At 70.2% G+C, this 26,898-nt stretch carries 15 protein-coding genes and 1 pseudogene; 12 read left to right on the top strand and 4 right to left on the bottom strand.

Annotated features, from left to right (window positions below; genetic code table 11):
• Nucleotides 1–27: 27 nt before the first annotated feature.
• The 7 genes from OG802_RS04585 to OG802_RS04555 all read left to right on the top strand — a co-directional run bounded on the left by OG802_RS04585 (nucleotide 28) and on the right by OG802_RS04555 (nucleotide 9,062).
• Nucleotides 28–1,332 carry a diaminopimelate decarboxylase gene (locus OG802_RS04585; RefSeq protein WP_329407433.1) on the top strand — a complete coding sequence of 435 codons (1,305 nt, stop codon included), beginning with the start codon at nucleotides 28–30 and terminating at the stop codon, nucleotides 1,330–1,332.
• A gap of 824 nt (nucleotides 1,333–2,156) precedes the next feature.
• Nucleotides 2,157–3,845 (top strand): hypothetical protein, encoded by a 1,689-nt coding sequence (locus OG802_RS04580; protein WP_329407432.1) that lies wholly within the window; start codon nucleotides 2,157–2,159, stop codon nucleotides 3,843–3,845.
• A gap of 768 nt (nucleotides 3,846–4,613) precedes the next feature.
• Nucleotides 4,614–4,853 (top strand): hypothetical protein, encoded by a 240-nt coding sequence (locus OG802_RS04575; RefSeq protein WP_329407430.1) that lies wholly within the window; start codon nucleotides 4,614–4,616, stop codon nucleotides 4,851–4,853.
• Nucleotides 4,854–4,968: 115 nt separating this feature from the next.
• Nucleotides 4,969–6,129 carry a ricin-type beta-trefoil lectin domain protein gene (locus tag OG802_RS04570; protein WP_329407428.1) on the top strand — a complete coding sequence of 387 codons (1,161 nt, stop codon included), beginning with the start codon at nucleotides 4,969–4,971 and terminating at the stop codon, nucleotides 6,127–6,129.
• 493 nt (nucleotides 6,130–6,622) lie between these two features.
• Nucleotides 6,623–7,966 (top strand): ricin-type beta-trefoil lectin domain protein, encoded by a 1,344-nt coding sequence (locus OG802_RS04565; RefSeq protein ID WP_329407426.1) that lies wholly within the window; start codon nucleotides 6,623–6,625, stop codon nucleotides 7,964–7,966.
• Nucleotides 7,967–8,362: 396 nt separating this feature from the next.
• Complete coding sequence (locus OG802_RS04560) at nucleotides 8,363–8,566, top strand: cold-shock protein (RefSeq protein WP_030404051.1); 204 nt, start codon at nucleotides 8,363–8,365, stop codon at nucleotides 8,564–8,566.
• A 169-nt stretch (nucleotides 8,567–8,735) separates the two neighbouring features.
• Nucleotides 8,736–9,062, top strand: a complete 327-nt coding sequence (locus OG802_RS04555; RefSeq protein WP_329407423.1) for an SCO5918 family protein — start codon at nucleotides 8,736–8,738, stop codon at nucleotides 9,060–9,062.
• 106 nt (nucleotides 9,063–9,168) lie between these two features.
• Here the strand turns inward: OG802_RS04555 and OG802_RS04550 are convergent, their stop codons facing one another.
• Together OG802_RS04550 and OG802_RS04545 are read right to left on the bottom strand one after the other, a co-directional pair.
• On the bottom strand, nucleotides 9,169–10,362 hold the full coding sequence (locus tag OG802_RS04550) for an IS30 family transposase (RefSeq protein WP_443055435.1): 1,194 nt from the start codon (nucleotides 10,360–10,362) through the stop codon (nucleotides 9,169–9,171).
• A gap of 291 nt (nucleotides 10,363–10,653) precedes the next feature.
• Nucleotides 10,654–12,339 (bottom strand): ribonuclease J, encoded by a 1,686-nt coding sequence (locus OG802_RS04545; protein ID WP_329407421.1) that lies wholly within the window; start codon nucleotides 12,337–12,339, stop codon nucleotides 10,654–10,656.
• Between the two features lie 267 nt (nucleotides 12,340–12,606).
• Here OG802_RS04545 and OG802_RS04540 point away from each other — a divergent pair, with 267 nt between their 5' ends.
• Nucleotides 12,607–14,520 (top strand): ABC transporter ATP-binding protein, encoded by a 1,914-nt coding sequence (locus OG802_RS04540; protein WP_329407418.1) that lies wholly within the window; start codon nucleotides 12,607–12,609, stop codon nucleotides 14,518–14,520.
• A 174-nt stretch (nucleotides 14,521–14,694) separates the two neighbouring features.
• On the opposite strand, the gene OG802_RS04535 is transcribed toward OG802_RS04540, so the two are convergent.
• A complete protein-coding gene (locus OG802_RS04535) occupies nucleotides 14,695–15,693 on the bottom strand; it encodes a PaaX family transcriptional regulator (protein WP_329407417.1) in 999 nt (332 codons plus the stop codon).
• A gap of 224 nt (nucleotides 15,694–15,917) precedes the next feature.
• Here OG802_RS04535 and OG802_RS04530 point away from each other — a divergent pair, with 224 nt between their 5' ends.
• The 4 genes from OG802_RS04530 (at nucleotide 15,918) to OG802_RS04515 (ending at nucleotide 24,578) form a co-directional block, all read left to right on the top strand.
• A complete protein-coding gene (locus OG802_RS04530; RefSeq protein ID WP_329407415.1) occupies nucleotides 15,918–16,415 on the top strand; it encodes a pyridoxamine 5'-phosphate oxidase family protein in 498 nt (165 codons plus the stop codon).
• A gap of 529 nt (nucleotides 16,416–16,944) precedes the next feature.
• The gene (locus OG802_RS04525; protein WP_329407414.1) at nucleotides 16,945–18,381 is read left to right on the top strand and encodes an endo-1,4-beta-xylanase; all 1,437 of its coding nucleotides are present in this window, start codon (nucleotides 16,945–16,947) and stop codon (nucleotides 18,379–18,381) included.
• A gap of 1,375 nt (nucleotides 18,382–19,756) precedes the next feature.
• Nucleotides 19,757–23,194 (top strand): AAA domain-containing protein, encoded by a 3,438-nt coding sequence (locus tag OG802_RS04520; RefSeq protein ID WP_329416930.1) that lies wholly within the window; start codon nucleotides 19,757–19,759, stop codon nucleotides 23,192–23,194.
• Nucleotides 23,178–24,578 carry a phospholipase D-like domain-containing protein gene (locus OG802_RS04515; RefSeq protein ID WP_329407411.1) on the top strand — a complete coding sequence of 467 codons (1,401 nt, stop codon included), beginning with the start codon at nucleotides 23,178–23,180 and terminating at the stop codon, nucleotides 24,576–24,578. Before OG802_RS04520 ends, OG802_RS04515 begins: the two co-directional genes overlap by 17 nt.
• 413 nt (nucleotides 24,579–24,991) lie before the next feature.
• Here the strand turns inward: OG802_RS04515 and OG802_RS04510 are convergent.
• A pseudogene (locus tag OG802_RS04510) lies at nucleotides 24,992–25,117 on the bottom strand (hypothetical protein); the annotation flags it as partial.
• Nucleotides 25,118–26,898 lie beyond the last annotated feature (1,781 nt).

Raw genomic sequence — 26,898 nt, 5'->3', positions numbered from 1 at the left:
CACGAGCCCACGAGGAAGCGCACGCCCATGACGAACGTGAACACCTCCGCCGCCGGACGACGCGAACGCGTCCTGCGCGCGGCCGTGCGGCAGGGGCTCCTCGCACCCGACCGCGCCGTCCTGGCCGCCTTCGTCGACCTCGACGGCGTCGCCGCGAGCGTGCGGGCGCTGCACGCGGCGTTCCCCGGCGCCGTGAGCGTCCTGCACACCTTCGCGGCGAAGGCGAACTGCCTGGTGCCCGTGCTCAGGGAACTGCGCGCCCTCGGCATGGGCTGCGAGGCCGCGAGCGCCGGCGAACTGGCCCAGGCCCTGGCCGCCGGCTTCGCCCCCGACCGGATCGTCTTCGACTCCCCGGCCAAGACGCGCCCGGAGCTGGCGCGCGCACTGGAGCTGGGGGTCGCGGTGAACGCCGACAGCTTCGAGGAACTCGACCGCATCGACGCGGTCCTCGCGCGCGGTCCGTCCTCCTCGCGGATCGGCGTGCGCCTCAACCCGCAGGTCGGAGGCGGCCGCATCGCCGCGATGAGCACGGCGACCGCGACGTCCAAGTTCGGCGTCGCGCTGGACGACGACGGAAACCGCCGGCGCCTCCTCGACGCGTTCCGCGCCCGCCCCTGGCTGACGTGGGTCCACACCCACGTCGGCTCGCAGGGCTGCCCGCCGGAACTGCTCGCCGAGGGCGTCGCCAGGGCCGTGGCCTTCGCCGACGAGGTCGGCCGCACCACCGGCCGCCGGGTGAGCGGCATCGACATCGGCGGCGGGCTCCCGGTCGACTTCCGCGGCGACGACACCGGCCCCGGCTTCGACGCCTACGCACGGCGCCTCCAGGAACGTGTGCCGCGCCTGTTCGGCGGCGAGTACCGGGTCGTCACCGAGTTCGGCCGCTCCCTGCTGGCCAAGAACGGGTTCACCGCCGCCCTCGTGGAGTACGCCAAGACCTCCGGCGGACGCTCCGTCGCCATCACCCACGCCGGCGCCCAGGTGGCCGCCCGCACCGTGTTCATGCCGTCCGACTGGCCGTTGCGGATCACCGCCCACAACCCCGACGGCAGCCCCAAGGCGGGCGAACCGGTACGGCAGGACATCGCGGGCCCGTGCTGCTTCGCCGGCGATCTGCTCGCCCGGGACCGCCCCCTTCCGCTGCTCGCGCCCGGCGACATCGTCTGCCTCCTCGACACCGGCGCGTACTACTCCTCCACCCCCTTCCACTACAACAGCCTTCCCGACCCCGCCGTCCACGGCGTGCGCGTCGGCCCCGCGGGCGACATCGCGTTCGAGCCGCTGCGCCGTGCGGAGACCCTCGAAGACGTCCTCGCCCGCACGGGAGGCTGACGCCCCGGCGGACGCGGGCTCACCAGCCGGTCGGCGGCATCTCGCCATATTCGCCGCGAGGTGGCGCCGCCCGCGGCAGCTTCATGACACGGGCGGCGCCACCGGTCCCGTACGGTCCCGCGCGCCGCGCACCCGGGCCGACGCGGACTCCCGCCCGCCGTGCGCGAACCTGCGAGGAGGCCCGACGGACGCGGGGAGTCCGGTGACCGGTGCGCGCTCGCGCCCACGGTAGGCCGGACGGCCCGCGGTTCCGGCGGAGGGACCCACCGCGTCACGACTTCGTAAGACTCCGCAGGGCGTTCGAGGGGGACGGGCACGGTCCCCCTCGAACGCCCGCGAGCGGCTCACCAGCGGATTCTCGCCCGCGGACGGTAACGCCTTGCATGAGGCTGACCTGTGGAAATAGCCTCTGCTGAAGCCGGTGGAGGGTTGCCGGCCCGGGAAGGTCCGGAATCACCGTCGGAGACATGCTCCGTCCGGTGTCCGCAGTCCGCTTGGGCAGCAGAACCCCATTCCGGGTCCTCCACCGATACCGGAGCGGTTCAGTGCATGATGTCGGCCTCCTGGCGCTGACGCGGTCAACGGGTTGCGCGGTACGCGCGGTGCGGCCCCACGCCCACACCGCCGCGACGGACGGGAGACGGACCGACCGGAACCGGCCGCACGACGAACCCGGCCCGGCGCGCCCGCCGCGCGCGCAAGCGCGACGGACGGAGGAGGCCGGGGTGTGACGCCCGCGCGCGTCCGCCGGTTCCGGAAGGCCTCAGGGCCACGGATCCCCCGGCGGACCCGTCCGGCGTCCGTACCGCACCGGGAAAGTCGATATGTCCGTACAGTCCTCCACCCTGGCAGTCCCCACCGCCCTGCGCCCCTCTCCACCGCCGCTGCGCCGGCCGCGACGGCCGCGCTGGTCGTTCGCCTCGGCGAGGCACCGCGTCCCGCTCCTGGCCGTCGCCGTCGTCCTCCCGCTGTACTGGGGGTGGGACGCCTTCCTCGCCACGGGCGGCGGCGACCTCGCCGCCCAGTACGCGTGGGCGGGATTCGTGGGCAGGCACCCGGACACGCCCTACGGTCTGTTCTGGTTCGGCGGCACCCACACCGTCAACTACAGCGTCATATCGCCCCATCTGATGGCACTGCTCGGCGTCCGCGCCGTCTCCGTGCTGTCCGGGGTCAGCGCCACCTGGATGCTCGCCGCGCTCCTGGACCGCACCCTGGCACGGGTGGCGCTGGCGCCCGCGCTGGTCGGCGCGCTGGCCCTCTGGTACAACGTCGTGCTCGGCCGCACCACGTTCGCCCTCGGCCTGGCCTTCGCGCTCGCGGCCCTGCTCGCCGTGGCGGACCGCGCCCCCCGTCCCGCCCGGCTCACCGCCGCCGCGCTCGGGGCGCTGTTCGCCACCATGGGCAGCCCGGTGGCCGGACTCTTCCTGCTGGTGGCGGGCGCCGGATACCTGATCGCCCGGCAGTACGCCAAAGGGCTCGCCCTGGTCGTCCCGCCGGTCGTGGTCGTCGGTCTGACGACCGTGCTGTTCCCCTTCCAGGGCGAACAGCCCATGGCGGCGGGCCGCATGATCCTGCCCGTGCTGCTCTCCGCCGCCGTCATGTGGGCGTCCCCGCGGGAGTGGCGGGTGGTGCGGGCGAGCAGCGCCCTGTACGCCGCCGGCGTCGTCCTGACCTGGCTCATCCCCTCGCCGATCGGCAACAACGTGGAGCGGCTCGCCCTGCTCTTCGCCCCCGCGGTGCTGCTCGCGGCGGCGCTGCACCGCCGCTCCCGGCGCATCCGCCACGGCGTCCACCGCTCCCGGATGCGCGCGATGGCGATGGTGACCGCCCTCTCCGTCTCCTATCTGTGTGTGACGTCGCTGATGCATCTGCGCGGCCCGGACCCGGTGCCGGGCTGGGTCACGCACACCGACGGAGTCCTCGCCGCGCTCGACCGGCTGGGCGCCGACCGCGGCCGCGTCGAGCTGCCGACGGACCGCGACCACCGCGGGGCCACCCTCCTGGGCCCGCACGTCGAGCTGATGCGGGGCTGGAACCAGCAGCTGGACGTCGAGCGGGGGCGTCTCTTCTACGAGGGGAAGCTCGACGGGCCGAGCTACCACGCCTGGCTGCGCCACTGGGCGGTCGGCTTCGTCGTCCTGCACGACGGCACACCCGACCGGTCCGCGGTGCAGGAGACCGCGTTGATCAAGGCGGGCCAGGACTGGCTGGAGCCCGTCTGGCAGGACCGCTACTGGAAGATCTACCGCGTCCGCGACACCCTGCCGCTGGTCTCCGCCCCGGCCGAACTCCAGCACGCGGGTGAGGCGGAGCTGACGCTGAGGATGCCGCACGCCGGGACGAGCACCGTGCGGATCGAGTACTCGCCGTGGCTGCGCGCCGAGGGCGCGTGCCTCAGCGCGGACGGCCAGTGGACCCGGCTGACCGTGGCCAAGGCGGGCGTGTACCGCCTGACCTCCGACTACGCCGGCGGCCCCGTCGACGAGCGCGGCTGCTGGCTGGACGACTGAGGGGCGTCCACCGGGAACGCCGAAACCGCTGCCCCTCCGGGCCGTTGTCGACGCGCTGGGAGCGGCCCGGCTGCGGCCGCAGATCGAGGTCGAGCAGACGCCGGCCGCAGCGGGACGCCGCCGGGCCGCACGGAGGCCGTCACGCGTTCGGCGCCTCAAGCAACGCCTGGGCGCCGGTCCCGCGGCCCGACGGGAGGCCGGGGCGAACCGCTTCCACGCAAGCGCTTCGACGGGAGCGGCAGGACCGGCGGTCGACGCGCTCGACGGCGCCCACGCGCTCGATGCCGCGCCGCGCGGCCGGAGAGGCGCGGCGACGCGGACCGGACGGCCGCCATGCCGTGCCGTGTCGGCGCCCGCCCGGTCGGCGGTGTGCCGGGGGAGCCCCGCGGCCACGCCCCAGCTCACCGGCCTGACGGGCGGTCACCCCCCGGCTGCGGGCCGGTCACCGAAGACGCCCCCGAACCCGGCCACTGCCGCCGGCGGGCGAGGATCAGCGGCCGTCCACCCGCTCCACAGGGGGTGTTGTCCGAGGGACCGAACCGGCCTGGGACGGCGGAATTCGGCCGTCGAACCCAACCGTCGAACCGATTCCGCGACAACGTTCCCCGCGGAAGCCTCCCCACCCTTGACAGCGCGGGGAGCCCGGAGCACCGTCTCCCCCCGGACGTCTCCGCAATCCCCCTGTGAACACGGCGCCTTGCAGCGCCTCCGGTCTGTCCGCGCCACGACGCGCCCCGATCGCGTCGTCCGGCACGGGAGGGAGATCAGATGGGCACCACGCGTACCCGACGCCGCCCGCCGTCCCTGAGCGGGGGCGTGCGCCGGCTGATCGCGGCGTCACGACGCCGTGGCGGCGCCGACGACGCGCCCGGCCGGACCCCCGCCCCGCGCCCGGCCCGCCCGCCCGGCTCCCGGCCCGAGACGCTCGCCTGCGCGGGGGCGGCCGCCGTGCTGGACCCGCACATCCTCCGACCAGCCGGCCGTCTGGAGCAGTGGAGTCCCGGCTGACGCGCTCCACGCACCCCGAACGGCTCCGAGCACCCGAACGCCCCGGCCCGTGACCGGCCCGCCCGGCTCACGGGCCGTTCGACGCACCCGCTGTCCCCCACCGGTGAGGAACCCCATGAAGTCGAGGAAGACGCGCCCGGCACTCCTGGCCGCGGCGCTGACGACCGCGCTCGGATTCGGCGGCGCACTGCCCGCGGCCGCCGGCACCGGCGGCGAGTCACCGCCCGCCGCCCCGCCCTCCGCCGTGCGGACCGCGGCAGTGCCGACCGCTCTGCGGCTGATGCCGCTGGGCGACTCGATCACCTGGGGAGTCGGAAGCCCGTCCGGGAACAGTTACCGGGACTTCCTCGGGACTCGGCTGGCGGCCGACGGACATGCCCTGGACTTCGTCGGCTCGGGCCGCAACGGCACCATGTCCGACCCGGACAACGAGGGCCACTCGGGCTGGCGGATCGACCAGATCGACGGCATCGCGGACTCCGTGCTGGCCCGTCACCGCCCGAACGTGGTCACCCTGGAGATCGGCACCAACGACCTCAACGGCAACTACCAGGTCCCGACCGCCCCGGACCGGCTCCGCTCGCTCATCGACCGGATCACCCGTGACGTGCCCGGCGTGACCGTCCTCGTCGGCACCGTCATCGTCTCCACCAGCGCCGCCGAGGAGGCCCACCGGGCCGGCTTCAACTCCACGCTTCCCGGCATCGTCCAGGCCCAGCAGGCCGCCGGCAGGCATGTGCGCCTGGTCGACATGAGCGCGCTGACCGCCGCGGACCTGTCCGACTCCCTGCACCCCAACGACAACGGCTTTCGCAAGATGGCGGACGCCTTCAGCGCCGGCGTCCGGGCCGCGGACGCTGCGGGCTGGATCGAGCCGCCGGCCTCCGCGGGCGGACAGGTGCGCTCGGGGATCGCGGGGAAGTGCCTCGACGTCAAGGGCGGCGCCGGCGTCAACGGGACGGCCGCGGACATCTGGACGTGCAACGGCTCCGCCGGGCAGCAGTGGTCCGCACGCTCCGACGGCACCCTGCGGGCCCTCGGCAAGTGCCTCGACGCGGCGGGGCTCGGCACGGCCAACGGCACCAAGGTCCAGATCTGGGACTGCAGCGGCGGCGCGAACCAGAAATGGCAGTCCTTCAACGGCGGTTACCGCAATCCCGCCTCCGGGCGATGCCTCGACGACCCCGGCGCGTCCGCCGCCGACGGCACCCAACTGGTCCTGTGGGACTGCAACGGCCGCGCCAACCAGCAGTGGACCTCTCTGCCCGTCACCTGACGCCCCCGGTGAGGTGACGGGGAACCACCCCTGCCGGGCCCTGGTCCGGCCCGCCCCGGCCGGGGGCGAACCACCCGCGCCCGCGACGGCAGCCGTCGCGGACGCGGGTCTCGGCATGCCCCGCGGCGGTGCTTTGACCAGGGGAAACATGGGACGGTTCGGTTTCTGACGGGGCGTGACATGTGTATTGACAGCGCGCCCGGCACATGGGATCACTGACGACATGGGATGTCTGAGCGCGCTCCCCGTGGGCGCGCTCCGCGAGTGCTCTCGGTGAGCGCTCTCCGGCACGCGGCGGATCCGGCCGCCGACGGCAGAAACCCACCGTGACCGTTCGCGGGTCCCGAGTGCCGCGCACCGCGCGCACGTTCACCACGAGCGGGGACACGGGATCACCGACCACGGATCACCGATGACCGCTGACTGATGACCGCTCACTGATGACCAAGCACCAATCACCAAGCACCGATTACCGATGACGGAAGAAGGCTGCATGAAACACAAACCGTTCTTACTGTCCCTCGTGGCCGCGCTCCTCCTCGTGCTGACGGCCGCGGGCACCTCGTCCGGCAGCGGTCTCGGCCCCGGCACGCATGCGCCGGCCGCCACGACAGCCGCCGCCGCGGCGAGCGCCGGCTGCGGCAGGGCTCCGGCGCTGACGAGCGGCGCCCACACGATCCAGAGCGGCGGCCAGAACCGCAGCTACCTCCTGCGGGTGCCGTCCGGCTACGACAGCAACCGCCCCTACCGGCTGGTCTTCGGCTTCCACTGGCGCGGCGGCACGGCGGGCGACGTCGACTCGGGCGGAACGGACGGCTACAACTGGTCCTACTACGGCCTGCGCCGCCTGGCCGACGCCGCGAACAACGGGACGATCTTCGTCGCCCCCCAGGGCAACGGCAACGGCTGGGCCAACCCCGGCGGCCAGGACATCGCCTTCGTGGACGCCCTGGTCGGCCAGATCGAGTCGGGCCTGTGCGTCGACACCACCCAGCTGTTCGCCGCGGGCTTCAGCTACGGAGGCGCGATGTCGTACGCCCTCGCCTGCTCCCGGGCGACGGTCTTCCGCGCGGTGGCGGTCTACTCCGGCGCCAACCTCAGCGGGTGCAACGGCGGCACGCAGCCCATCGCCTACATGGGGCTGCACGGGCTCCGGGACAACGTGCTGCCCATCTCGGCGGGACGGGAACTGCGCGACACCTTCGTCCGGGCCAACGGCTGCACGCGGCAGAACCCGCCCGAGCCGGCCAACGGAAGCCTGACCCACATCATCACCACGTACTCCGGCTGCCGGTCCGGCTACCCCGTCGTGTGGGCGGCGTTCGACGGAGCGGGCCACGACCCCGGCCCGGTCGACGGCTCCACCGGTGACGGCTGGCGCACCTGGACGTCGGCCGCGGTGTGGCAGTTCTTCAGCCAGTTCGGCTCCGACCCGAAGCCGCCGCTCCCGTCCGGCGGCCAGGTCATCGGCCAGGCGTCGGGACGCTGCCTCGACATCGGCAACTCCAGCACGACCGACGGCACCCAGGCGCAACTGTGGGACTGCAACGGCGGCGTCAACCAGCGGTGGACCTACACCGCCGCGAAGCAGCTCGTCGTCTACGGCGACAAGTGCCTGGGCGTCGGCTCGTCCGGGGGCGACGGCGCCCCGGCGGCGATCCGGGGCTGCGGCGGCCAGGCGGACCAGCAGTGGAACGTCAATCCCAACGGCACGATCACATCGGTGCAGTCGGGGCGCTGCCTGGACGCGAGCGGTCTGGGCACCGCCAACGGGACGAAGATCCAGGTGTGGAGCTGCTCGGGCGGATCGAACCAGCTCTGGCGCCTGGCGAGCTGACCCGACGGGGGCGGGCACGGCGGGGGGCCGGGCACGACGGGGGCCGGGCGCGGCGGGGGCCCGGCCCCGGCCCCTCCGGTCCGCCGTCTCCGGCCGGACGTCGAACCAGGGCGACCGTATATCTGTCACCGCGAAGCGAGAATTCCGCCGACCGGGCCCTGAGGGTTTTAGGATTGACGGGCGGACGCGAAATTGTGTTCCGTGCACGGGCCGTTTCGGCGTGCTACTGTCGATCTCAGTTGCAGTTGTGGTTCCCGAGACTTCAAGTGCCCCACCGGAATTTCGCGGTGCGGAGCGCTTTTGTATTTCCGGTCTTTTCCGGGTGGGTGATCAATTGCGGCGACACGGCATCCGCGCAGTGCGGACGCCGATGCACTGCCCCGAAGGAGAATTGACATGGCTGCTGGTACCGTGAAGTGGTTCAACGCGGAAAAGGGCTTCGGCTTCATCGAGCAGGACGGCGGCGGCGCCGACGTCTTCGCCCACTACTCGAACATCGCGACGCAGGGTTTCCGCGAGCTGCTCGAAGGCCAGAAGGTCACTTTCGACATCGCCCAGGGCCAGAAGGGCCCGACGGCCGAGAACATCGTTCCGGCCTGACGTCGCGCACACACGTAGCTGGGGCCCGCATCCTTCGGGGTGCGGGCCCCAGCTGCATGCTTTCCGCTTTTCCCGCTCCGTCGTCGCCCCGCATTCCGGGCTTCCCCTGCGGCTCACGTTGCGAGAATTGCCCGTCGGACCGCTCTCCCCTTCTCCTTTGTGAGGCCCCATGCGCTGCGTCATCGCCCGTTTCCCGTTCGAACTCACCAAGGGCGGGGTCCTGGATTCGATGAAGGGCGTCAAGCCCGAGCCGGTCACCGGCGAATCCGTGACCATCGGCCGCCGCCACTACCCCGTCAAGCAGGTCGGCCAGGTCCTCACCCGCCAGGACCGCCGTGACTTCAGCGCCGCCGAGGTGACCCGCGCCATGGCCCAGCTCGGCTTCACCTGCCGCAGCGTCCCCGGTGCCGCGCCCGCCCCCGTGGGCGTCCTCAGCTCGCTGCAACGCGCCTCCGCGATGCTCGGAGCCCCGGCCCCCGCCTCCGCGACGGCCTGACGAAGCGGCTGCCCGTACCGCACGGGCTGGCCGCACTGACGGCTGTCGCCACGACGCCCCCGCAACCGTGAGGCGGATTCTCGGGGTCCTCGCAACACCTGATGGCTTATGCGGCCGTCAGTAGATCACGCAGGCGCTCGGCTGGGGTTCTCCAGCCGAGCGTTTTGCGTGGCCGGCCGTTGAGTTGCTGGGCAACGTGTTCGAGGTCTGCGGGACTGTGCGCGGAGAGGTCGGTGCCTTTGGGGAAGTACTGCCGCAGCAGGCCGTTGGTGTTCTCGTTCGATCCGCGCTGCCAGGGCGAGTGGGGGTCGCAGAAGTAGACTGGCACGCCGGTGGCCACGGTGAACTGCTTGTGCGCGGCCATCTCGCAGCCCTGGTCCCAGGTCAGCGAGCCACGCAGGTGCTCGGGCAGGGTCTGGATCAGCGGCACCAGCACATCGCGGACTTCCTCGGCCGTGTGCCCGCCGGGCAGATGTCCGAGCAGGACGTAGCGGGTGGAGCGCTCGACCAGGGTCACTATCGCGCTCTCGCTGCGGGGGCCGACGATCAGATCGCCTTCCCAGTGGCCAGGAACAGCCCGGTCCTCGACCTCCGGCGGCCGCTCGGAGATCATCACCATCTCGTCGACGAAGCGGCGAGTGCGCTGCTCCGGGCTGCGGTGGGGCTTGCGGCGGGTGCGTCCGGTGCGCAGCGCCAGGGCGACCTCGCGGCGCAGTCCGCCGCGGGCCTGGACGTAGACCGCCTGGTAGATCGTCTCCGGACTCACGCGCATGCTCTCGTCGTCGGGGAACTCGATGAGCAGAGCGTGGCAGATCTGCTCGGGCGACCAGCGTTCCTGGAGCTTGGCCGTAGCGAAGTCGCGCAACGCTCCTTCCCGGGCCAGCTTGGAGTCCTTTGGACGCGACCGGCTCTTCGCCCATGCCCGCTGGGCTTGGTGCGGCCGGTAGACGCCGTTGACCGCACGGGCGTCGATCTCACGCTTGACGGTGGAGGCCGGCCGGCCGAGTGCCCGTCCGATCGCGCGCAGCGAGCGGCCCTCACGGCGCATGTCGGCGATCAGCTCCCGCTCGGCCACGGTGAGGAAACGGGGGTGCAGCCCGGCCTCGACCGCGGCAACGGACGGCTTCGACGCGGCAGTAACGATGGTGATCACACCGGTCGTATAGTCGATCAGGCGGCCGTCTGCATGCAGGCGCGAGTGGCCGATCTGCCGGATCCCTTGGTCCCAGTCCCGAGCGGTGCGCTCGTGGACGCCGACCTGCGCGGCGGCATCGCGGCGATGGACTCCGGCCGCACGCAGCCGCTCGTACTCCGCCCGACCGGGATGCCCGGATGTGCCGGGCTTGCCGCGACCTCGGACACCAGCCTGACGGGCCCATCCGAACGCCGTATTGCGGTTCACTCCGACTGCGCGAGCGGCAGCGGTGATGCCGCCGTCCTCCCGATCCAGCGCCTCGAAGAACTTCGCCTTCAGCACCTCAAAATCCACGATCCCCGCAACTCCCTGAACTCCAGGGTGTTGCGGGGATCAATAGAACCCGCCTGACCGGTTCCGGGGGCGTCGTCCGCTGTGCCGCCGTGCGGCCGTGTCTCAGGCGTCGATGATGACGGGGATGATGAGGGGCTTGCGGCGGTAGGTGCGGAACGCCCAGTTCGCCACGGCGCGGGCGACGAGCTGTTCCAGCTGGCGTGCGTCCCCGACGCCCTCCTCGGCCGCGGTGGCCAGGGTCTTCTCGATGACGGGGATGACGGGCTCGAAGGTGGCCTCGTCGTGGACGAAGCCCCGGGCCAGGAAGTCGGGGGCCTCGGCGAGCGCGCCGGTGTCCGCGTCGACGATCGCCACCACCGTGACCACGCCCTCGGAGGCGAGCGTGAGACGGTCCTTCAAGGACGCCTCGGTGGCTCCGCCGACCTCCATGCCGTCCACGTAGACGTTGCCCGCGGGGACCTTGCCGGTGATGGACGCCTTCCCGCCCACGAGGTCGACGACGACGCCGTCCTCGGCGATGACGACCCGCTCGGGGTCGACACCCGTACGGATGGCGAGATCGCCGTTGGCCCGCAGATGACGCCATTCGCCGTGCACGGGCATCACGTTGCGCGGCTTGACGATGTTGTAGCAGTAGACGAGTTCGCCGGCGCTGGCGTGACCGGAGACGTGCACCTTGGCGTTGCCCTTGTGGACCACATGGGCGCCCCACCGGGTGAGTCCGTTGATCACGCGGTAGATGGCGTTCTCGTTGCCCGGGATGAGGGAGCTGGCGAGCAGGACCGTGTCGCCCTTGCCGATGCGGATGACGTGATCGCGGTTGGCCATCCGCGACAGCGCCGCCATCGGCTCGCCCTGGGACCCGGTGCACACCAGAGTGATCTTGTGGTCCGGGAGCTTCTCCAGCTCCTTGGTGCTCACCACCAGACCGGACGGAACCTTCAGATAGCCCAGGTCACGGGCGATGCCCATGTTGCGGACCATCGACCGGCCCACGAAGGCGACCTTGCGGCCGTGCTGGTGGGCGGCGTCCAGCACCTGCTGGATGCGGTGCACATGGCTGGCGAAACTGGAGACGATGACCCGCCGCGGCGCGGTGCGCATCACCTGCTCGATCGCCGGGTTCAGCTCCCGCTCCGAAGTGGTGAAGCCGGGCACCTCGGCGTTGGTGGAGTCGGTGAGGAACAGGTCCACGCCCTCCTCGCCCAGACGGGCGAAGGCGCGCAGGTCCGTGATGCGGTCGTCGAGGGGGAACTGGTCCATCTTGAAGTCGCCGGTGTGCAGCACCATCCCGGCGCCGGTGCGGATCGCGACCGCGAGGCTGTCCGGAATGGAGTGGTTGACCGCCACGAACTCGCAGTCGAAGGGGCCGAAGCGCCGCCGGTCGCCCTCCCGCACCCGTACCGTGCGGGGCCGGATGCCGTGCTCCTTGAGCTTGGCCTCCAGGAACGCCAGCGTCAGCTTGGAACCGACCACGGGGATGTCGCGCCGCTCGCGCAGCAGGTACGGCACGCCGCCGATGTGGTCCTCGTGGCCATGGGTGAGGACGATGCCCACGATGTCGTCCAGTCGGTCCCGGATCGAGGTGAAGTCCGGCAGGATCACGTCCACGCCGGGCTGGGTCTCCTCGGGAAACAGCACGCCGCAGTCGACGATGAGCAGTTTGCCGGCGTACTCGAAGACGGTCATGTTGCGGCCGATCTCACCCAGGCCGCCCAGGGCGATGACCCGCAGCCCTCCTTCGGGAAGGGGAGGGGCGGCTTTCAGTTCGGGGTGCGGATGACTCATACCCTGACGGTACCCGGAGTGCGGGACGGAGTGATCCATTGCCCCGCCTTCCACGACCCGGCGGACGGCCGGCCGGGGGAGGAACCCGGGCGTCTCGGTCCGCCGCCGGCGTCCGGCGTCGGTGTGACCCCCTCCTGGTCGATCCGCATACGTCCGCTGCGTCCCCTTGAACGCGCCGCTGTCCGGTTGTCGCCGGTCCGCCGTAAATGCGTGGACCCGGAGCCTCCGCGAACGGGACACTTCCGACTTCCGACCTCCGGGAGTGTGATGGGCACCACAGAGAAACCAGGACCGACGCCGGACAGGAGCGCGGTGCTTCTGGCGCTGCGCCACTACGGCCGCGAACTGCTGCGACTACGCCGGCTGGCGCTGCCCGCGCTGCTGCTGCCGGCCCTGGGCAACATCGGCATCCGCTACATCGCCCCTCTTCTGATTGCCAAACTGGCAGGTCAGGCCGCCGACGCGGGCGGTCTCACCCTCGGCACGGCACTGCCCTACGTGCTGGGCTTCGGTGTGACGCTGCTGCTCGCCGAAGCCGTGTGGCGGGTCGGGCAGCACTGCCTGAACCGCGTGGACGCCCTCGGCATGGAACACCTCTACGTGAGCGGCATGGACGAACTCCTCGCCAAGGACGCCGCCTTCTTCCACGACAACTTCGCCGGATCCCTCACCAAACGGGTGCTGAGCTTCGGCAAACGCTTCGAGGACTTCGTCGACACGGTGACGTACCGGATCGTCGGCAGCCTCGTCCCGCTGGTGTTCGGCGCCGTCGTGCTGTGGAGCTACGAGCCGATGCTCGTCGTCGGCCTCCTGACGATGATCGCGCTGACCGTGCTGGCGGCGACGCCCCTGATCCGCCGTCGGCAGAGGCTCGTCAACGACCGTGAGGCGGCGATCGCCCGGGTCTCCGGTCACGTCGCCGACAGCCTCGTCAACATGGAGACCATCCGCGCGTTCGCCGCCGAGGACCGCGAGGCCGACGAGCACCGCCGCCGCGTGGCGGACTCCCGGCGCCTGACGCTGACCTCGTGGGACTACGGCAATCTGCGCGTCGACACCCTGATCGCTCCCCTGTCCGTGCTGACCAACGTGCTCGGTCTGCTGGTCGCCGTCGTCCTCGGCGGCCCGGGCCAGGGGGTGGAGGAGGTCGTCGTCGCGTTCACCTACTACTCCAACGCGACCCAGATCATGTTCGAGTTCAACCAGATCTACCGGCGGCTGGAAAGCTCGATGACCGAGGCGGCGCAGTTCACCGAGCTGCTGCTCGACCCGCCCACCGTGCTCGACCCGGGCGAACCCGAACCCCTCGCGCCGCGGGACACCGGCGTCCGCTTCGCCGCGGTGACCTTCGCCCACGCGGGCGCCGAGCCGATCTTCCGGGGGCTCGACCTGGACGTGCCCGCGGGCGCGCGCGTCGGCCTGGTCGGCAGGTCGGGCGGCGGCAAGACCACGCTCACCCGGCTCCTGCTGCGGATGTCGGACATCGACGGCGGACGCATCCTGATCGGCGGCCAGGACATCAGCCGGCTGCGCCAGAGCGACCTGCGCTCCCTGATCGCCTACGTCCCGCAGGAACCCGCCATGTTCCACCGCAGCCTGCGCGACAACATCGCCTTCGCCCGGCCCGGCGCCACCGACGAGGAGATCCACGCCGCGGCGGCCGCCGCACACGTCACGGAGTTCGCCGGCCGGCTCCCCGACGGCTTCGGCACCCTGGTGGGCGAGCGGGGGGTGAAACTCTCCGGCGGCCAGCGCCAGCGCGTCGCCCTCGCCAGGGCCATCCTGCGGGACGCCCCGATCCTGCTGCTCGACGAGGCGACCAGCGCGCTGGACTCGGAGAGCGAACTCCTCGTCCAGGACGCCCTGTGGCGGTTGATGGACGGCCGTACGGCCCTCGTGGTCGCCCACCGTCTGAGCACGGTCGCCGGAATGGACCGCCTCGTCGTCCTCGACCACGGGCGGGTCGTCGAACAGGGCACGCACGAGGAACTCCTCGACGCCGACGGCGCCTACGCCAGACTCTGGCAGCACCAGTCGGGCGGCTTCCTCGGCGAGAGCACCCCGCAGCCTGCCGGACCCCCGGCCCCGGAACCCCGCTCCGGCGCACTGCCCGGACCGCCGCCCCGGACGCCGCACGACGACCGTCGGACGCCGTCGGCGGCCCGCACCGGCCCGTCGTGACGGCCCCCTGAGCCACCCCGCACCCGCCCGCCCCGCCAGGTCGGGGGCACCGGCGCCGGACAGCCGGACACCGCCCGTGCCCTCGACACCCTCGGGACCGCCTGTCCGGCGACCGGCCGGGGGGCCGGGTTCGCGGGAGGTCGCGGGCAGCAGCCGTGCCGGGGAGGGCGGGTGTCAGCCGTGGTCGGTGCCCGCGCTCATGCCGGCGATCGTGTGGGCCCTGATACCGGGGTGCGGTCCCTCCGGGAGCCGTCCCGCCACGGCGCGCACGTGGTCCTGGGCCGGCCGGACCAGGCCGTCGTACACCGCGACGCAGACCTCACGCGCCTGCGACCGCGGCCACTCGGGCGGCAGCAGCCCGATCGGGAGCAACGGATCCAGGATGGGGAAGTGGCGGTAGGCGTGCATCACCTCGGTGCGTGCGCGCACCGCTTCGGCTCCGGAGACGTCCCCGGCGTCGATGCGGGGAAGCAGACTGCTCCACCGGCTGACGAACGTCCGGTAGTGCGCGGCGATGCCGGCGAGGTCCCATGCCTCGACCGGGTTGCGGTTGGCCTCCGTCTCCAGGTTCTCCTGCCGCGCGCGGAACACGCTCACCGCTCCCCGCGCCAGATCGGCCACCTCGGTCCGCCCCTTCGGCGTCAGGGGGTGCGGCGACACCCAGACCGCGTCGTAGAGCGGCGCGAAACCCCGCCACCGCAACGCCGTCCGCAGTGCGCGGCGCCGTGTGCTCTGCGCTTCCGGAACGGAGAAGGCGATCAGGGTCCACCAGCCGTCCCACGAGTCGGGCCGGGTGGTGAACGCGGCGATCGAACTGCCGCCGCTCCACAGATCCTCGGCGGCCCGCGACGTCAGCCGGTATGAGCTGTACCGCCCCTGCCGGCTGCCCTCCAGCACCCCACGACGAGCCAGCCTGCTGATCGTCGTACGGGCGGCGCCTGCGGCCACCTGGAACTCGCCGAGCAGCGCCACGATCGCCGCCGACGGCAACCACGCGCGGTCGGGGAAGGTGTAGTCCGCGATCAGGGTCACCGTCAGTCCCTGCGGTGACATGCTGCTCTGCCAGCCGGGGGAGCGCACCGGACCACCGGCGCCGCCCTCGTCGGAGAAGAGTTCTTCCAGGTGGGACAGGTTCGGCAAGGTCAGCTCCGACACGATCGAAACGGCGTCCACCACACTACCGGCCGGGGAATCACCGGAACGGGTCAACAGCGGATCAACGGCCGGACGACACGTCGTGGCCCGCGACCGTTCCGGGAGCCCGGGGACGGGGCCGCGAGAACTTCCGGATTTCGTGCGCGAGGGATGTCGAGAACGTCGGGCAGGCTCCGTCCCAGGGACACGAGCGGCCACCCACGTGCCGCCGGACGAACGACGCCGACGGAGGAACGATCACCATGCGACCGAACGAGATCGCCGAGGTCCTGAACCGCCCGCTCAGCCGCGAACTGCTGGCCCGCGACCTGACCCGACTGGCATACGTCGCCAAGGACGGCACACCGCGCAGCATCCCGATCGCGTTCACCTGGAACGGTTCGGAGATCATCCTGTGCACCACGAAGAACGCCCCGAAGCTGCACGCGCTGCGCCGGAACCCCATGGTCGCCCTGACCATCGACACGGAGGCTCATCCACCGAAGATCCTTCTCATCCGCGGGCGGGCCGAACTGGACGTCGTCGACGGCATCCCGGAGGAGTACCTCCAGATGAACGGCAGCTACGAGATGACGCCCGAGCAGCGCGTCGCGTGGGAGGCCGAGATCCGCTCCCTCTACGACGGCATGGTCCGGATCGTCGTCACCCCGACCTGGGCGAAACTCATCGACTTCGAGACCACCCTGCCCTCCGCGGTCGAGGAACTGGTCCGGCGACGGGCCGAACGGGAGCAGTCCTGACAGCGCCGCCCGTGGCGCGACCCGGGCGGGCCCGGCCTTCGGGCCGAGCCCGCCCCGCCGTCCCCCACCCAATGCCGATGTCGAAACATTCGGAAACCTCTCCGAACCTTTGACGCCACAAGCTAGGAATGCGGAGCCGTCAGGTCAAGGTCTCTCGCTGATCTGTCCACAAACAGCCCTTCCCTCGTTCTTCGCGGGCTCGCGTCAAGGCCTGCCGTTTCAAGGGCTTCTGGCACGGGAGAGGGTGAGCGGGTGAGGCTTGCCGGGCGTCAGGGGTTTCGAAAGATTCGGAAATTCATCGGAAACTTTCCCTGCGCCGAGTATTGACGATCCACCGTCAATCCCTCAATCATCCCTCTCTGGGTGGCCGACGGCGGTTCGATATTCCGAACCGCGTTGCCCGTAGGTCGCCCCCGACCGCCGCGGCCCGGCGCCCGACCCCCCGGCCCGTCCGTCCGCCGCACGGGAGCGGATGACGCACGCCGCTGCGCTTCAGTCCTTCCCTGATGTCTATCTTGGAGGCACAGACATGGGCTCCTACGCCCTTCCCAGACCCGGCGTCCGCCGGAAGATCCGCGGCCTGTTGCTGGCGCCGGCCGTCTGCGTCCTGGCCACGGTCGCCGCACTGGTCGTCCCGCCGCCGAGCGCGCACGCCGCCGAGAGCACGCTCGGCGCCGCGGCGGCGCAGAGCGGCCGCTACTTCGGCACCGCCATCGCCTCGGGCAGGCTGGGCGACTCGGCCTACACGTCGATCGCGGGCCGTGAGTTCAACATGGTCACGCCCGAGAACGAGATGAAGATCGACGCCACCGAACCGCAGCGGGGCCAGTTCAACTTCTCCGGCGGCGACCGCGTCTACAACTGGGCGGTGCAGAACGGCAAGCGGGTCCGCGGGCACACCCTGGCCTGGTACTCCCAGCAGCCCGGCTGGATGCAGAGCCTCAGCGGCGGGACGCTGCGCCAGGCGATGATCGACCACATCAACGGCGTCATGGCCCACTACAAGGGAAAGATCGCCCAGTGGGACGTCGTGAACGAGGCCTTCGCCGACGGTAATTCGGGCGCCCGGCGCGACTCCAACCTCCAACGCACCGGCAACGACTGGATCGAGGTCGCCTTCCGCACCGCGCGCGCCGCCGACCCGGCCGCCAAGCTCTGCTACAACGACTACAACGTCGAGGACTGGACCTGGGCGAAGACCCAGGCCATGTACTCCATGGTCCGCGACTTCAAGCAGCGCGGCGTGCCGATCGACTGCGTCGGCTTCCAGTCGCACTTCAACAGCGGGAGCCCCTACAACAGCAACTTCCGCACCACCCTCCAGAACTTCGCCGCCCTCGGCGTCGACGTGGCCATCACCGAACTCGACATCCAGGGCGCGTCTGCCTCGACCTACGCCAACGTGACCAAGGACTGCCTCGCGGTCTCGCGCTGCCTCGGCATCACCGTCTGGGGCGTGCGCGACACCGACTCCTGGCGATCCGAGCAGACACCGCTGCTGTTCAACGGCAGCGGCGCCAAGAAGCCCGCCTACACCGCCGTCCTCGACGCACTCAACGGCGGCACCACCACCACGCCCCCCACGGGTGGCGGCACGATCAAGGGCGTCGGCTCCGGCCGCTGCCTCGACGTGCCCGGCGCCGGCACGGCCGACGGCACGCAGCTCCAGCTCTGGGACTGCCACAGCGGCACCAACCAGCAGTGGACGTACACCTCCGCCGGCGAACTCAGGGTCTACGGCGACAAGTGCCTCGACGCCGGCGGCACCGGTAACGGCGCCAAGGCCCAGATCTACAGCTGCTGGGGCGGCGACAACCAGAAGTGGCGCCTCAACTCCGACGGATCCATCGTCGGCGTCCAGTCCGGCCTGTGCCTCGACGCCGTCTCCAGCGGCACCGCCAACGGCACGCTCGTCCAGCTCTACTCCTGCACCAACGGCAGCAACCAACGCTGGACCCGCACCTGAGACGCCCTGTCACGGCGAGGGCGCACCGAAGGCCGACCCGATGACGACCTGGACGACTCAGGCGACTTGGACGACCTGGACGACCTGGACGACCTGGACGATCTGAAGTGCGGTGCCCCTCCCGCTCCACCGTGCGGACGCCCACCGTGCGGTCCCGGGCCGCCGCCCGCCGCGGCGGCCCGGCCGATCCCTCACCACAAGCGGCCCGACCGCCGGACCGGCAGGCCCAGCGGCCGGGCCGCCCGGCGGTCGGGTCATCTCGTGGTCGGGCTGCCCGGCGGTCGGGTGATCCGGCGGTCGGGCTGCCCGGCGGCCGGCGACACGGCACCGTCGGGCGGCCCGACTTCGGGCTCCGGCTCCGGAAGGACCAGGCTCTAGAAGAACCCGAGCTTCTTCGGACTGTAGGAGACGAGGAGGTTCTTCGTCTGCTGGTGGTACACGCACGGCGCCTGCTTTGATCTGCGGAAACGATAATGCTGTCGGTGGAAGCCGCCAGCTTGGTCCGGGAATGGCCCGGACGGTGATCGACGGAACACCTCCCATCGCGCGAAGGTGTTCTGTGGAGCCGGGCGGCGGAGATGGTGGCCCGGCTAATGGAGCGCTTGGAGGACCGGGGCTGGTGCCCCGGATCTGTCCGCTTCCGGGATGGTGCATCGGTCCGGGCGGGTCCCTACCGTCCGCCGTGACTGGCACCGAGCCGGAGCGGGGGTGTGTGGCGCAGCAAGAAGTTCTGCGGGCGTTTCAGTTCGAGCTGGACCCGGCCCCGGCTCAGGTGGAGGTGCTGTCGCGGCACGCGGATGCCACTTGGGGGGCGTTCAACCGTGCGCTGGGGGGATGAAGGCGGCCGCGTATCGGCAATGGCGGCACGTCGTTGACCTCATCACCCATGAGCTGGGCTTGCCCTGCTGACCTGACTTGGCCGCTCTGTACGCGACACCGTCCAAGATGCTTGTTAACGCGCTGAGGCTGCCTAACCGGAGACCTGCCCGCCGAGCCCCCATGACATGGATGAGCTTTGGAAGGGCGTCGGCCTCTGGCGCCCTCTCCGGCAGGCTACCTGAAGGCAGTTACGCGTCGGCCGCACCCAATCCACAGCAGTCGAAGAGGGCGATGTCGAAGCGTAAGTCTGCCAGGTAGGCGAGCGGTTGGTGAGTACCCCGCAGCCGCACATCAGTCTGCTTCTGAGCTCGGTCGTCGCATGTCGTGCGACGTGGTCCTTTCTGGGATTTCGCTCGTTCGGGAGGAACCAGTGGGCGCGGCTCGCGCGTGCTCCGGGATGGACGAAGTCAAACCGGGGGTGATGATCTCCTGAAAGGATGCTCAAGGACGCGAAGGCGAAAAATAGTTGATGGATGAGGAGCCGCGTGTGACTGGCATGATCAACGGCCGGTTTCATCTGCTGCCGCAGGCGGAGAAGCGCCAGGGCGGTATGTCCGAGGTGCGCAAGGCAGTGGATGTCTTGAGCCCGGAGGGCGCGTACGCGGCGGTGAAGCTGCTCAAGCGGCGCGACGACGAGGAGAGCACGCGGATCTTCCTCGACCGTGAGACCGCCTCGTTGCGGGCGCTGACCCATCCGAACATCGTGCGGATGCTGGATTCGGGCTGGGACGAAGGACTCGAGCAGTACTTCATCGTCCTGGAGTGGGTCGACAGGAGTCTGAAGGACGAGATGAGCGGGGGCCGTCCGCTGGACTGGCCGGCCTACTTCGCTCGGATCGGGCGGCCGTTGGCATCTGCTCTCGCCTACGCTCACGAGCAGCGGGTGGAGCACAGGGACATCAAGCCCGGAAACGTCCTCTTGACCAGTGATGGCACGGTCAAGCTCGCCGACTTCGGGATCGCCAAGGTCGTGGAGACGGCGGCGGCGCCCGCGACGGACCACACGGTCGCTGACTACGGTTCCAGCCTGTACAAGCCGTTGGAGAAGAGCAGCGTCGGCTGGGTCAGGGACGTCTACGCGTACGCCGTCCTGGCCATCCAGGTCCTGTCCAACAGCAAGGCCCGCGACTACCCCGGACTGCTGTCCGCGCTGGACGAGCTAGAGATGGACACCGATGTCCGCGCGATTCTGAAGTCCTGCATCGACCTCGAACCGCAGAAGAGGCCAGCCAACGCCATCGTGCTGGAGCACCAACTGCTGGAGGCGGAGCGACGTTGCGGCAACCGTGACGCGCGGCAGCGCAACTCGGTGTGGCTGAAGATGACCAAGAGCGCCGCAGAGAAACTCGTCACCGTGCCGGAGGGGGAGGAACTGAGCCTCGACCAGGTCATGGCGCGCGCCAAGTCAGAGGTGATGTCCGATATATCGGGCACGGTGCATGTCGACTACGGCTGGAACCCGGCCACGAAGGAGGTCGACACCGGGACGGTGCGGGTCTTCGGTCGGAAGCTGTTCCTGCGCATGGTCGGCGACGACAATAACTCCGACCGGTGCGTCATCGTGTCCGCAGAAGAGCGGCCGGAGGAATGGTTGGCGAAGCGCCGGGATTCTGCACTCAAGCTTGATCCGATTCTGAGCTGGAGCTTCTACGATCCGGGCGAGGACCCGGCCAACCGCGGCCTGAACGTGCTGCTGGCGGCCCTCAACACGCATGTCGAGGCCCGCGAGGAGAAGGGCCGCGAAGACCGGCGGCAGAATCTCGGGGACCTCTTCGATGGCTGGCGGCACGTCCTGGAAGCCCGCGAGGAGATCGCGGCGAACGGGCGGCAGCCCGTCGCCTACGACAGAACGGAGGGCACCTCGTACACGCGGTCCTTCAGCCTGGGCGCCACCGAAACGGTGATGGAGATCGGCGACGAGTGGTCGGTCGTGGAGTACCCCTACAGTCGGCCCATCGACCGGGGGGTCGTCACCAGTCGGACCGAGGACACCGTCCAGCTCCGGATGACTCGTGCCAAGACGGCGCTGCCGCGCTGCGGTTACTTGCTGCCCTTCCTCGGCCCCAGCCAGAGCGCCATCAACCGGCAGCGCGACGCGCTATCCACGGTCGCCGCCGAGCAGAGCAGTAACCCCCATTTGGGCAAGATCATCGAGAATCCGCAGGAGATGCCGGTCCTGCCTCCGGTCGAGGTCACCTCCTGGGTCCGCGCCGACCTCGACCAGAGCAAACGGGATGTCGTCGTGAGCGCGCTGGGGACGCAGGACCTAGTGCTGGTCGAGGGCCCGCCTGGCACCGGTAAGACCACGGTGATCGCGGAGATCGTCGAGCAGACCCTCAGCCGCAAGCCGGACGCACGAATTCTCATCGTCAGCCAGACCCACATCGCCATCGACAACGCGCTGCGCCGTCTGGAGGAGGCGGGTATCGACGGTCTGGTGCGTCTGGGGCGCCCGGACGATCCGCGCATCGATCCCGCCGCGCAATCGCTGCTGTTGGACCGGCAGGTCAAGAGGTGGACGCAGAGTGTTCGGGCCCGGGCGGAGAGGCATCTAGAAGCGGTCGCGATCCGACAGAAGCTGGAGACACGGCACCTGAAGGCGGCCCTCTTGCTGGAGGAGGCGGCCGCCGTCGCCACCGACCTCGCGCACGTCGAGGGCCGGCTCGTGGAACTGACCGCTCAGCCTTTGCCCGACCGCACCACCTCCGCGCGGGAACTGGGAGAGGAAGCGGTCACCGTCGGCGCCCGCCGGGAGACGCTCCTCGAACAGCGAACGGCCCTGGTCGCCGAGATCCAGAGTGCCCTGGACGGTGACCTCACCCTGCGCGAGGCCATGACCGCGCGGGAGTGCCGGGACGCCGTCGAGGCCCTGTTTCCGGCAGCTGGTCCCGGACAGGACCTCATGCGGCTGCTGCGCTTGCAGGGCGAATGGCTCAAGCGGATCGGCAGCGACCCGCACCTGATCGCCAGTTTCCTGCGGACCCGGAACGTGGTGGGCGGCACAGCCCTGGGCTTCCTGGGGCATCCGGCGGCACGTGCCCTGGACTTCGACCTGTGCATCTTCGACGAGGCGTCGAAAGCGACCGCGACCGAGGCACTGGTCCCGCTGGCGCGCGCGAAGCGGTGGGTGCTGGTGGGGGACACCAGGCAGCTTCCGCCGATCGACGAGGACCTGCTGCGCAACGGCAAGGCCATGGAAGATCACCAGCTGACCCCGGAGATCGTGCAGACGACGCTGTTCCAGCACCTGGTGGACAATGCACAGCCGCCGGTTAAGCACCTGCTGCGCGAGCAGTACCGGATGACGCCCGCCATCGGCAACATGATCAGCAGCTGCTTCTACGACAACGAGCTGCTCTCTCCCAATCCGCACGAGCTGCCGGGGTACGGGGGCATCAACCGGCCTGTGCTCTGGATGGACACCAGCTTTCATCCGGGGCGGCGTGAGACGGAGCGGTCCGGCACCGAGACCAGCGTCTCCAACCGGCTTGAGGCCCAGATCGCGGAGAAGCGTCTGGAGGTCATCGACTACGCGATCGGGAAGGGGGCGGTCCAGCCGCCCGGCGGCAAGCCCCTGGAGGTTCTGGTCATCGCGCCCTACGGCCGTCAGGTCGAGACGCTCAAGAAGCAGCTGGCCAAGAAGAAGCTGAGGCACTTCACGCCCGAGGTGCTCTCCGTCGATGCCGTGCAGGGCCGCGAGTGCGACCTCGCGGTCTTCTGCGTCACCCGCAGCAACTCCGACGGCCGGTTCGGGTTCCTGGGGCAGCCCTACTGGCGGCGCATCAACGTCGCCCTCTCCCGCGCCCGGTTCGGGCTGATCATCGTCGGGGACGCCGGCTTCTGCCGCAGCAAACCCGGCGCCCTGCGCAACGTCCTCGACTACATGAGCAGCCACCCGGAAGACTGTGAGATCCGCGATGCCAACGTTCAGTGAGGACAGCCTGCTGGCCGTCCGCTTCGGAAATGCCCGCACCGGCTTCGACCTCGTCGGCATCGTCGACGCGGCCCTGCCCGTCGCCCGCATCACCGCCGAGGTCCTCGCCCAGGACAGCAAGGACATCCCCCTGCTGGAGGAGTACGTCCTGCGGCTGGTCGACCAAGGGGAGAGGGCACCGGAATCCATCGCCGGGTTCCTCGGCCTGGACGTCGCCATGGTCAACCAGACCGTAGCGGTCCTCTTCGGCTCAGACGACTTGCGCTGGACCGCTCCCGTGCCCGGCACAGCGCCCGTTCCGCGGCTACGCCTGACCGAGAAGGGCCGCTTCACCGCGACGAAGGCGGCTGCCATCGTTCCGGTCCGGGTCAGCCAGTCCCTCGTCTTCGATCAGATGCTATGGCGGGCCTCCCCCTACAGCCGCCGCAGCACCATCTCCCGGGACGTGGCCACCGAAGCCGGAATGATCATGCTGCCTGCCGCGCGGTCCGGTCCAGTCGAGGACGGCGAGGTGACCGCCGAGGAGATCACTACCCTCCTTCAGGAGAACGGCACCACCACCCGCGAAGTCCTGCAGGTAAAAAGCATCGTGCAGACCCGGACCCGTCACGTCCTGCCGGTCAAGCTCCTCGTCTACGCGGACGCTGAACGCGTGGACATCGAGCTCGGTGTCGTCATCGATGGCGAACTGAGCGACCGCCACGAGATCGAACTGATCGGCCTCGGCGGCGCCAAGGGCCTCGGCATCAACGTAGAGCGCGAGCCTGAGCGCCCCCTGCTGGAACCCGACATCGAAGAGGCCCGGATCCCCCTGCAGGAGGTCACCCAAAAGCGCGCAGAGCAGGCCGCCGTCCAGCTCAACTCCCCGGCACCCCTACCCCTCCCCGCAAAGCCGAAGGCCCTAGAGTCGCAGGCAGAGGAGATCCGCGCAATCGGTGTCTTCGAGCACCCGGAGCTCCTCGACGAAGCCCTCACCAGCGCCCGGAAACGCATCCTGATCATCTCGCCGTGGATCACCGGCGCGATCGTCACCACGGCGTTCGTCGGCAAACTGGAACGCCGGCTGCAGCGTGGCGTGAAGGTGGACATCGCTTACGGCTATGACGACAGCGAGAATAGGACCGACCCGAATGCCATCAGAAGGCTGAACAACCTCGCTGCGCGATACCCCGAGAAGCTGCACGTGGCGCGCCTCAAGAGCAACCATGCCAAGATCCTCCTCTTCGACGATGCCTGGGTGACCACCTCCTTCAACTGGCTCTCCTTCAAAGGTGATCCGGACCGCACCTACCGGGTGGAGGAGGGCACCCTGATCCGGAATCGGGAAAAATCTGACGTCTACTATGCCCGCTACCTCGAACTCATTGGCGACAACCGCCGATAGGCCAGCACCGTTGAGTCCTGCCTGCTTCGAGCCGGCTCCTCGGCCCTTGGGCCGGGAGGGCGGGAGAGGTGGCCCGCCTGGAGGCCCTGTGGGCGCAGCAGGGTGGCGCGCCGCGGGTGCTGGCCGACCGGCGGGCGGAGATCCACGGTGGGCCCCGGAACTGGCCCGCACGCGTGGCTGGTTCGGCGGGGCTTGGTGCATTGGCCGTCCTGTTCCGATCCCCGGTTTCACCTCCCACTCACGCGGAGCAGCTTCGGGCACTAGCCGTCCTTGACGAGAGGCGGGGGTCCATCCATCTACGCGCAGGGATGGACCCCACGAACGGCGCTTCTCAGTGGCCGCGCACACGAACCGAGGCACGGGAGGCAAAGAACCAACTGACTGTTTCCGCCGCTAGCCAAGGCCCGCTGTACCTATCCGTGACTTCTGGTGGCCGGCCAGACGGTGGCCGTGTCGATCACGAAGCGGTAGCGGACGTCGTTGGCCTGGACCCGGTCGTACGCCTCGTCGGTGCGGATAATCGCGATCTCCGCGCCCACGGCCTGAGCATGAGGTTCACCGTCGTGAACAGGTTTGAGATCCAACTCTGACGGACCCTGAAATGGGCGGTCTAATGCTTCCCCCATGGCAGGTTCCCATGGTCAACGACATGCGAGGCAGGCTACTGGTTACGCGTCGTCTGACGGCTGGGGCCTCGCTGGGTTCGGAGTGATGAACACTGCGAGGCAGCGGAACTCGCTACTTGGGCCCTCCAGCTGGGTGTATGGACGCCAGGCGAGCATGTAGGCACCCCGCAGCACTCGGGTGTTGTCCGGGAAGGAACCGTCGGCCCACAGCAAGGTGCCGCTCAGTTCGCGGCCGTGGTGGAGGCGGAACTCCTCGTCCCTGGTGGGCATCCTGCGTTGCCTGGGGCGCCACAGGGCCGCCTCGTTTGTGATGAGCAGGGCCAGCCCGTTCTGGTCCTCGCGGTCGCAAAAGCGTTCCAGCCTTCCTACATCCCGCAGGAATTCCCTACGCGCGACGTCCGGCGCGTTGTGTCCGCGCAAGTCGTACTCCTCGGGAGGGATCCCTGCTGTACCCGACCACTGTCGGGTCACATACTTGAACTCTATTGCCGTACGGCCCGCGGGTCCAAGGCACAGTAGGTCCAGGTACTCCGAGGCATCGTTCCCGCGTACCGGGACTTCGAGACGGCACCTGACCTCCGGTGCGACCTCGCCTACCGCGAGGGCGAAACTGTGCTGGAGATCGGCCTCGGAGTGGAACACCGGCCGCCGTGCGCGTAGACACGCCAGGACTTCGTCCAGCGCAGCGCTACCCGCGATCGTCTCCGGGGTGGCGGGCGGGCGCGGGGGCATGGGTATCGGTGTGGCCACGACGCCATTCAAGACTGTGCGGCCTGTCCTTGTCAGCTGGTGGTGGATCACAGTCGACAGGAAGTCGGCCACATCGTTGGACGCCGAGGCGCTCGTGGTCCGCCGAACGCATCTTTAAAGGGGGGGCGATACACAGGATGCCGTCAGGCGGCAGCGATCTCCTAAAGAAGGTTCGTGCGACGGGACCCCGGCTTGCTCGACTACTCCGTGTCAGCGGCGGCGTGCATCGTGACTGACGGTTATCGTGCCGTGTCTCGGGAGCACGTTCCGTACGCGGTACGGCCTCCTCTGATGCTGGTCAGGGTGAGGGGGATGGCCGTGCTGCACCTGCAGCGGCAGCGCCACCGGTCGGTGGTCTTCCCCGGATAGGGCTCCAACGGCTCGAACCCGGCGGCGCGTGCCTCCGCGGCGGCTGCCGCGGGATCGGTTCGGCCACCGGATCGGGGGCACTTCTTGCAGCCGGTGGTTCCGGCCGGACGGATGACAGGCGCGCCATGACCTCGTTTCCGCAGGAACAGCGGCTGCGCCAACGGTCCGTGGTACGGCCGGGGTACGGCTCCAGCGGCTCGAACCCGGCCGCTCGCATTTCGGCAGACGCACGCTCGTCGGTTGCCGAGTTGAGGGCACAGAACCGGCAGCCCTTCGACCCGCTGTTGTCGTTGGAGTAGGTGGGGCTGGTTTCCCAACCGCACGTGGTGCAGCGGCACCGCCACGGCGTCCGGCTGCCCGGGTAGGGTTCCAGCGGTTGGAGTCCGGCCGTGCGCATAGTTTCTTGGGCCGGCTACAGGACGCATGCCGCCGGGAAGCGCCCTGGCTGGCTGGACTGGAGGATTTCGTTCCGTCCGATCCCCGTCAGGTCGTGCTCACACGGCTCGGTGATGAGGTACTGCGGCTGGCTCCCGGCCAGGTGGAGAGGCGACTGGCCGACGTCACGCGGTGGAAGA

The organism is Streptomyces sp. NBC_00704 (genome assembly GCF_036226605.1).
GTDB lineage: Bacteria > Actinomycetota > Actinomycetes > Streptomycetales > Streptomycetaceae > Streptomyces.
The sequence above is the reverse complement of the archived record's forward strand: the minus strand, read 5'-3'. Positions and strand labels throughout refer to the sequence as shown.

Excerpts from the sequence above, each read along its gene's own strand:
- OG802_RS04585 (WP_329407433.1), top strand. The coding sequence starts at position 28 with ATGACGAACGTGAACACCTCCGCCGCCGGACGACGCGAACGCGTCCTG.
- OG802_RS04580 (WP_329407432.1), top strand. The coding sequence starts at position 2,157 with ATGTCCGTACAGTCCTCCACCCTGGCAGTCCCCACCGCCCTGCGCCCC.
- OG802_RS04575 (WP_329407430.1), top strand. The coding sequence starts at position 4,614 with ATGGGCACCACGCGTACCCGACGCCGCCCGCCGTCCCTGAGCGGGGGC.
- OG802_RS04570 (WP_329407428.1), top strand. The coding sequence starts at position 4,969 with ATGAAGTCGAGGAAGACGCGCCCGGCACTCCTGGCCGCGGCGCTGACG.
- OG802_RS04565 (WP_329407426.1), top strand. The coding sequence starts at position 6,623 with ATGAAACACAAACCGTTCTTACTGTCCCTCGTGGCCGCGCTCCTCCTC.
- OG802_RS04560 (WP_030404051.1), top strand. The coding sequence starts at position 8,363 with ATGGCTGCTGGTACCGTGAAGTGGTTCAACGCGGAAAAGGGCTTCGGC.
- OG802_RS04555 (WP_329407423.1), top strand. The coding sequence starts at position 8,736 with ATGCGCTGCGTCATCGCCCGTTTCCCGTTCGAACTCACCAAGGGCGGG.
- OG802_RS04545 (WP_329407421.1), bottom strand. The coding sequence starts at position 12,339 with ATGAGTCATCCGCACCCCGAACTGAAAGCCGCCCCTCCCCTTCCCGAA.
- OG802_RS04540 (WP_329407418.1), top strand. The coding sequence starts at position 12,607 with ATGGGCACCACAGAGAAACCAGGACCGACGCCGGACAGGAGCGCGGTG.
- OG802_RS04530 (WP_329407415.1), top strand. The coding sequence starts at position 15,918 with ATGCGACCGAACGAGATCGCCGAGGTCCTGAACCGCCCGCTCAGCCGC.
- OG802_RS04525 (WP_329407414.1), top strand. The coding sequence starts at position 16,945 with ATGGGCTCCTACGCCCTTCCCAGACCCGGCGTCCGCCGGAAGATCCGC.
- OG802_RS04520 (WP_329416930.1), top strand. The coding sequence starts at position 19,757 with ATGATCAACGGCCGGTTTCATCTGCTGCCGCAGGCGGAGAAGCGCCAG.
- OG802_RS04515 (WP_329407411.1), top strand. The coding sequence starts at position 23,178 with ATGCCAACGTTCAGTGAGGACAGCCTGCTGGCCGTCCGCTTCGGAAAT.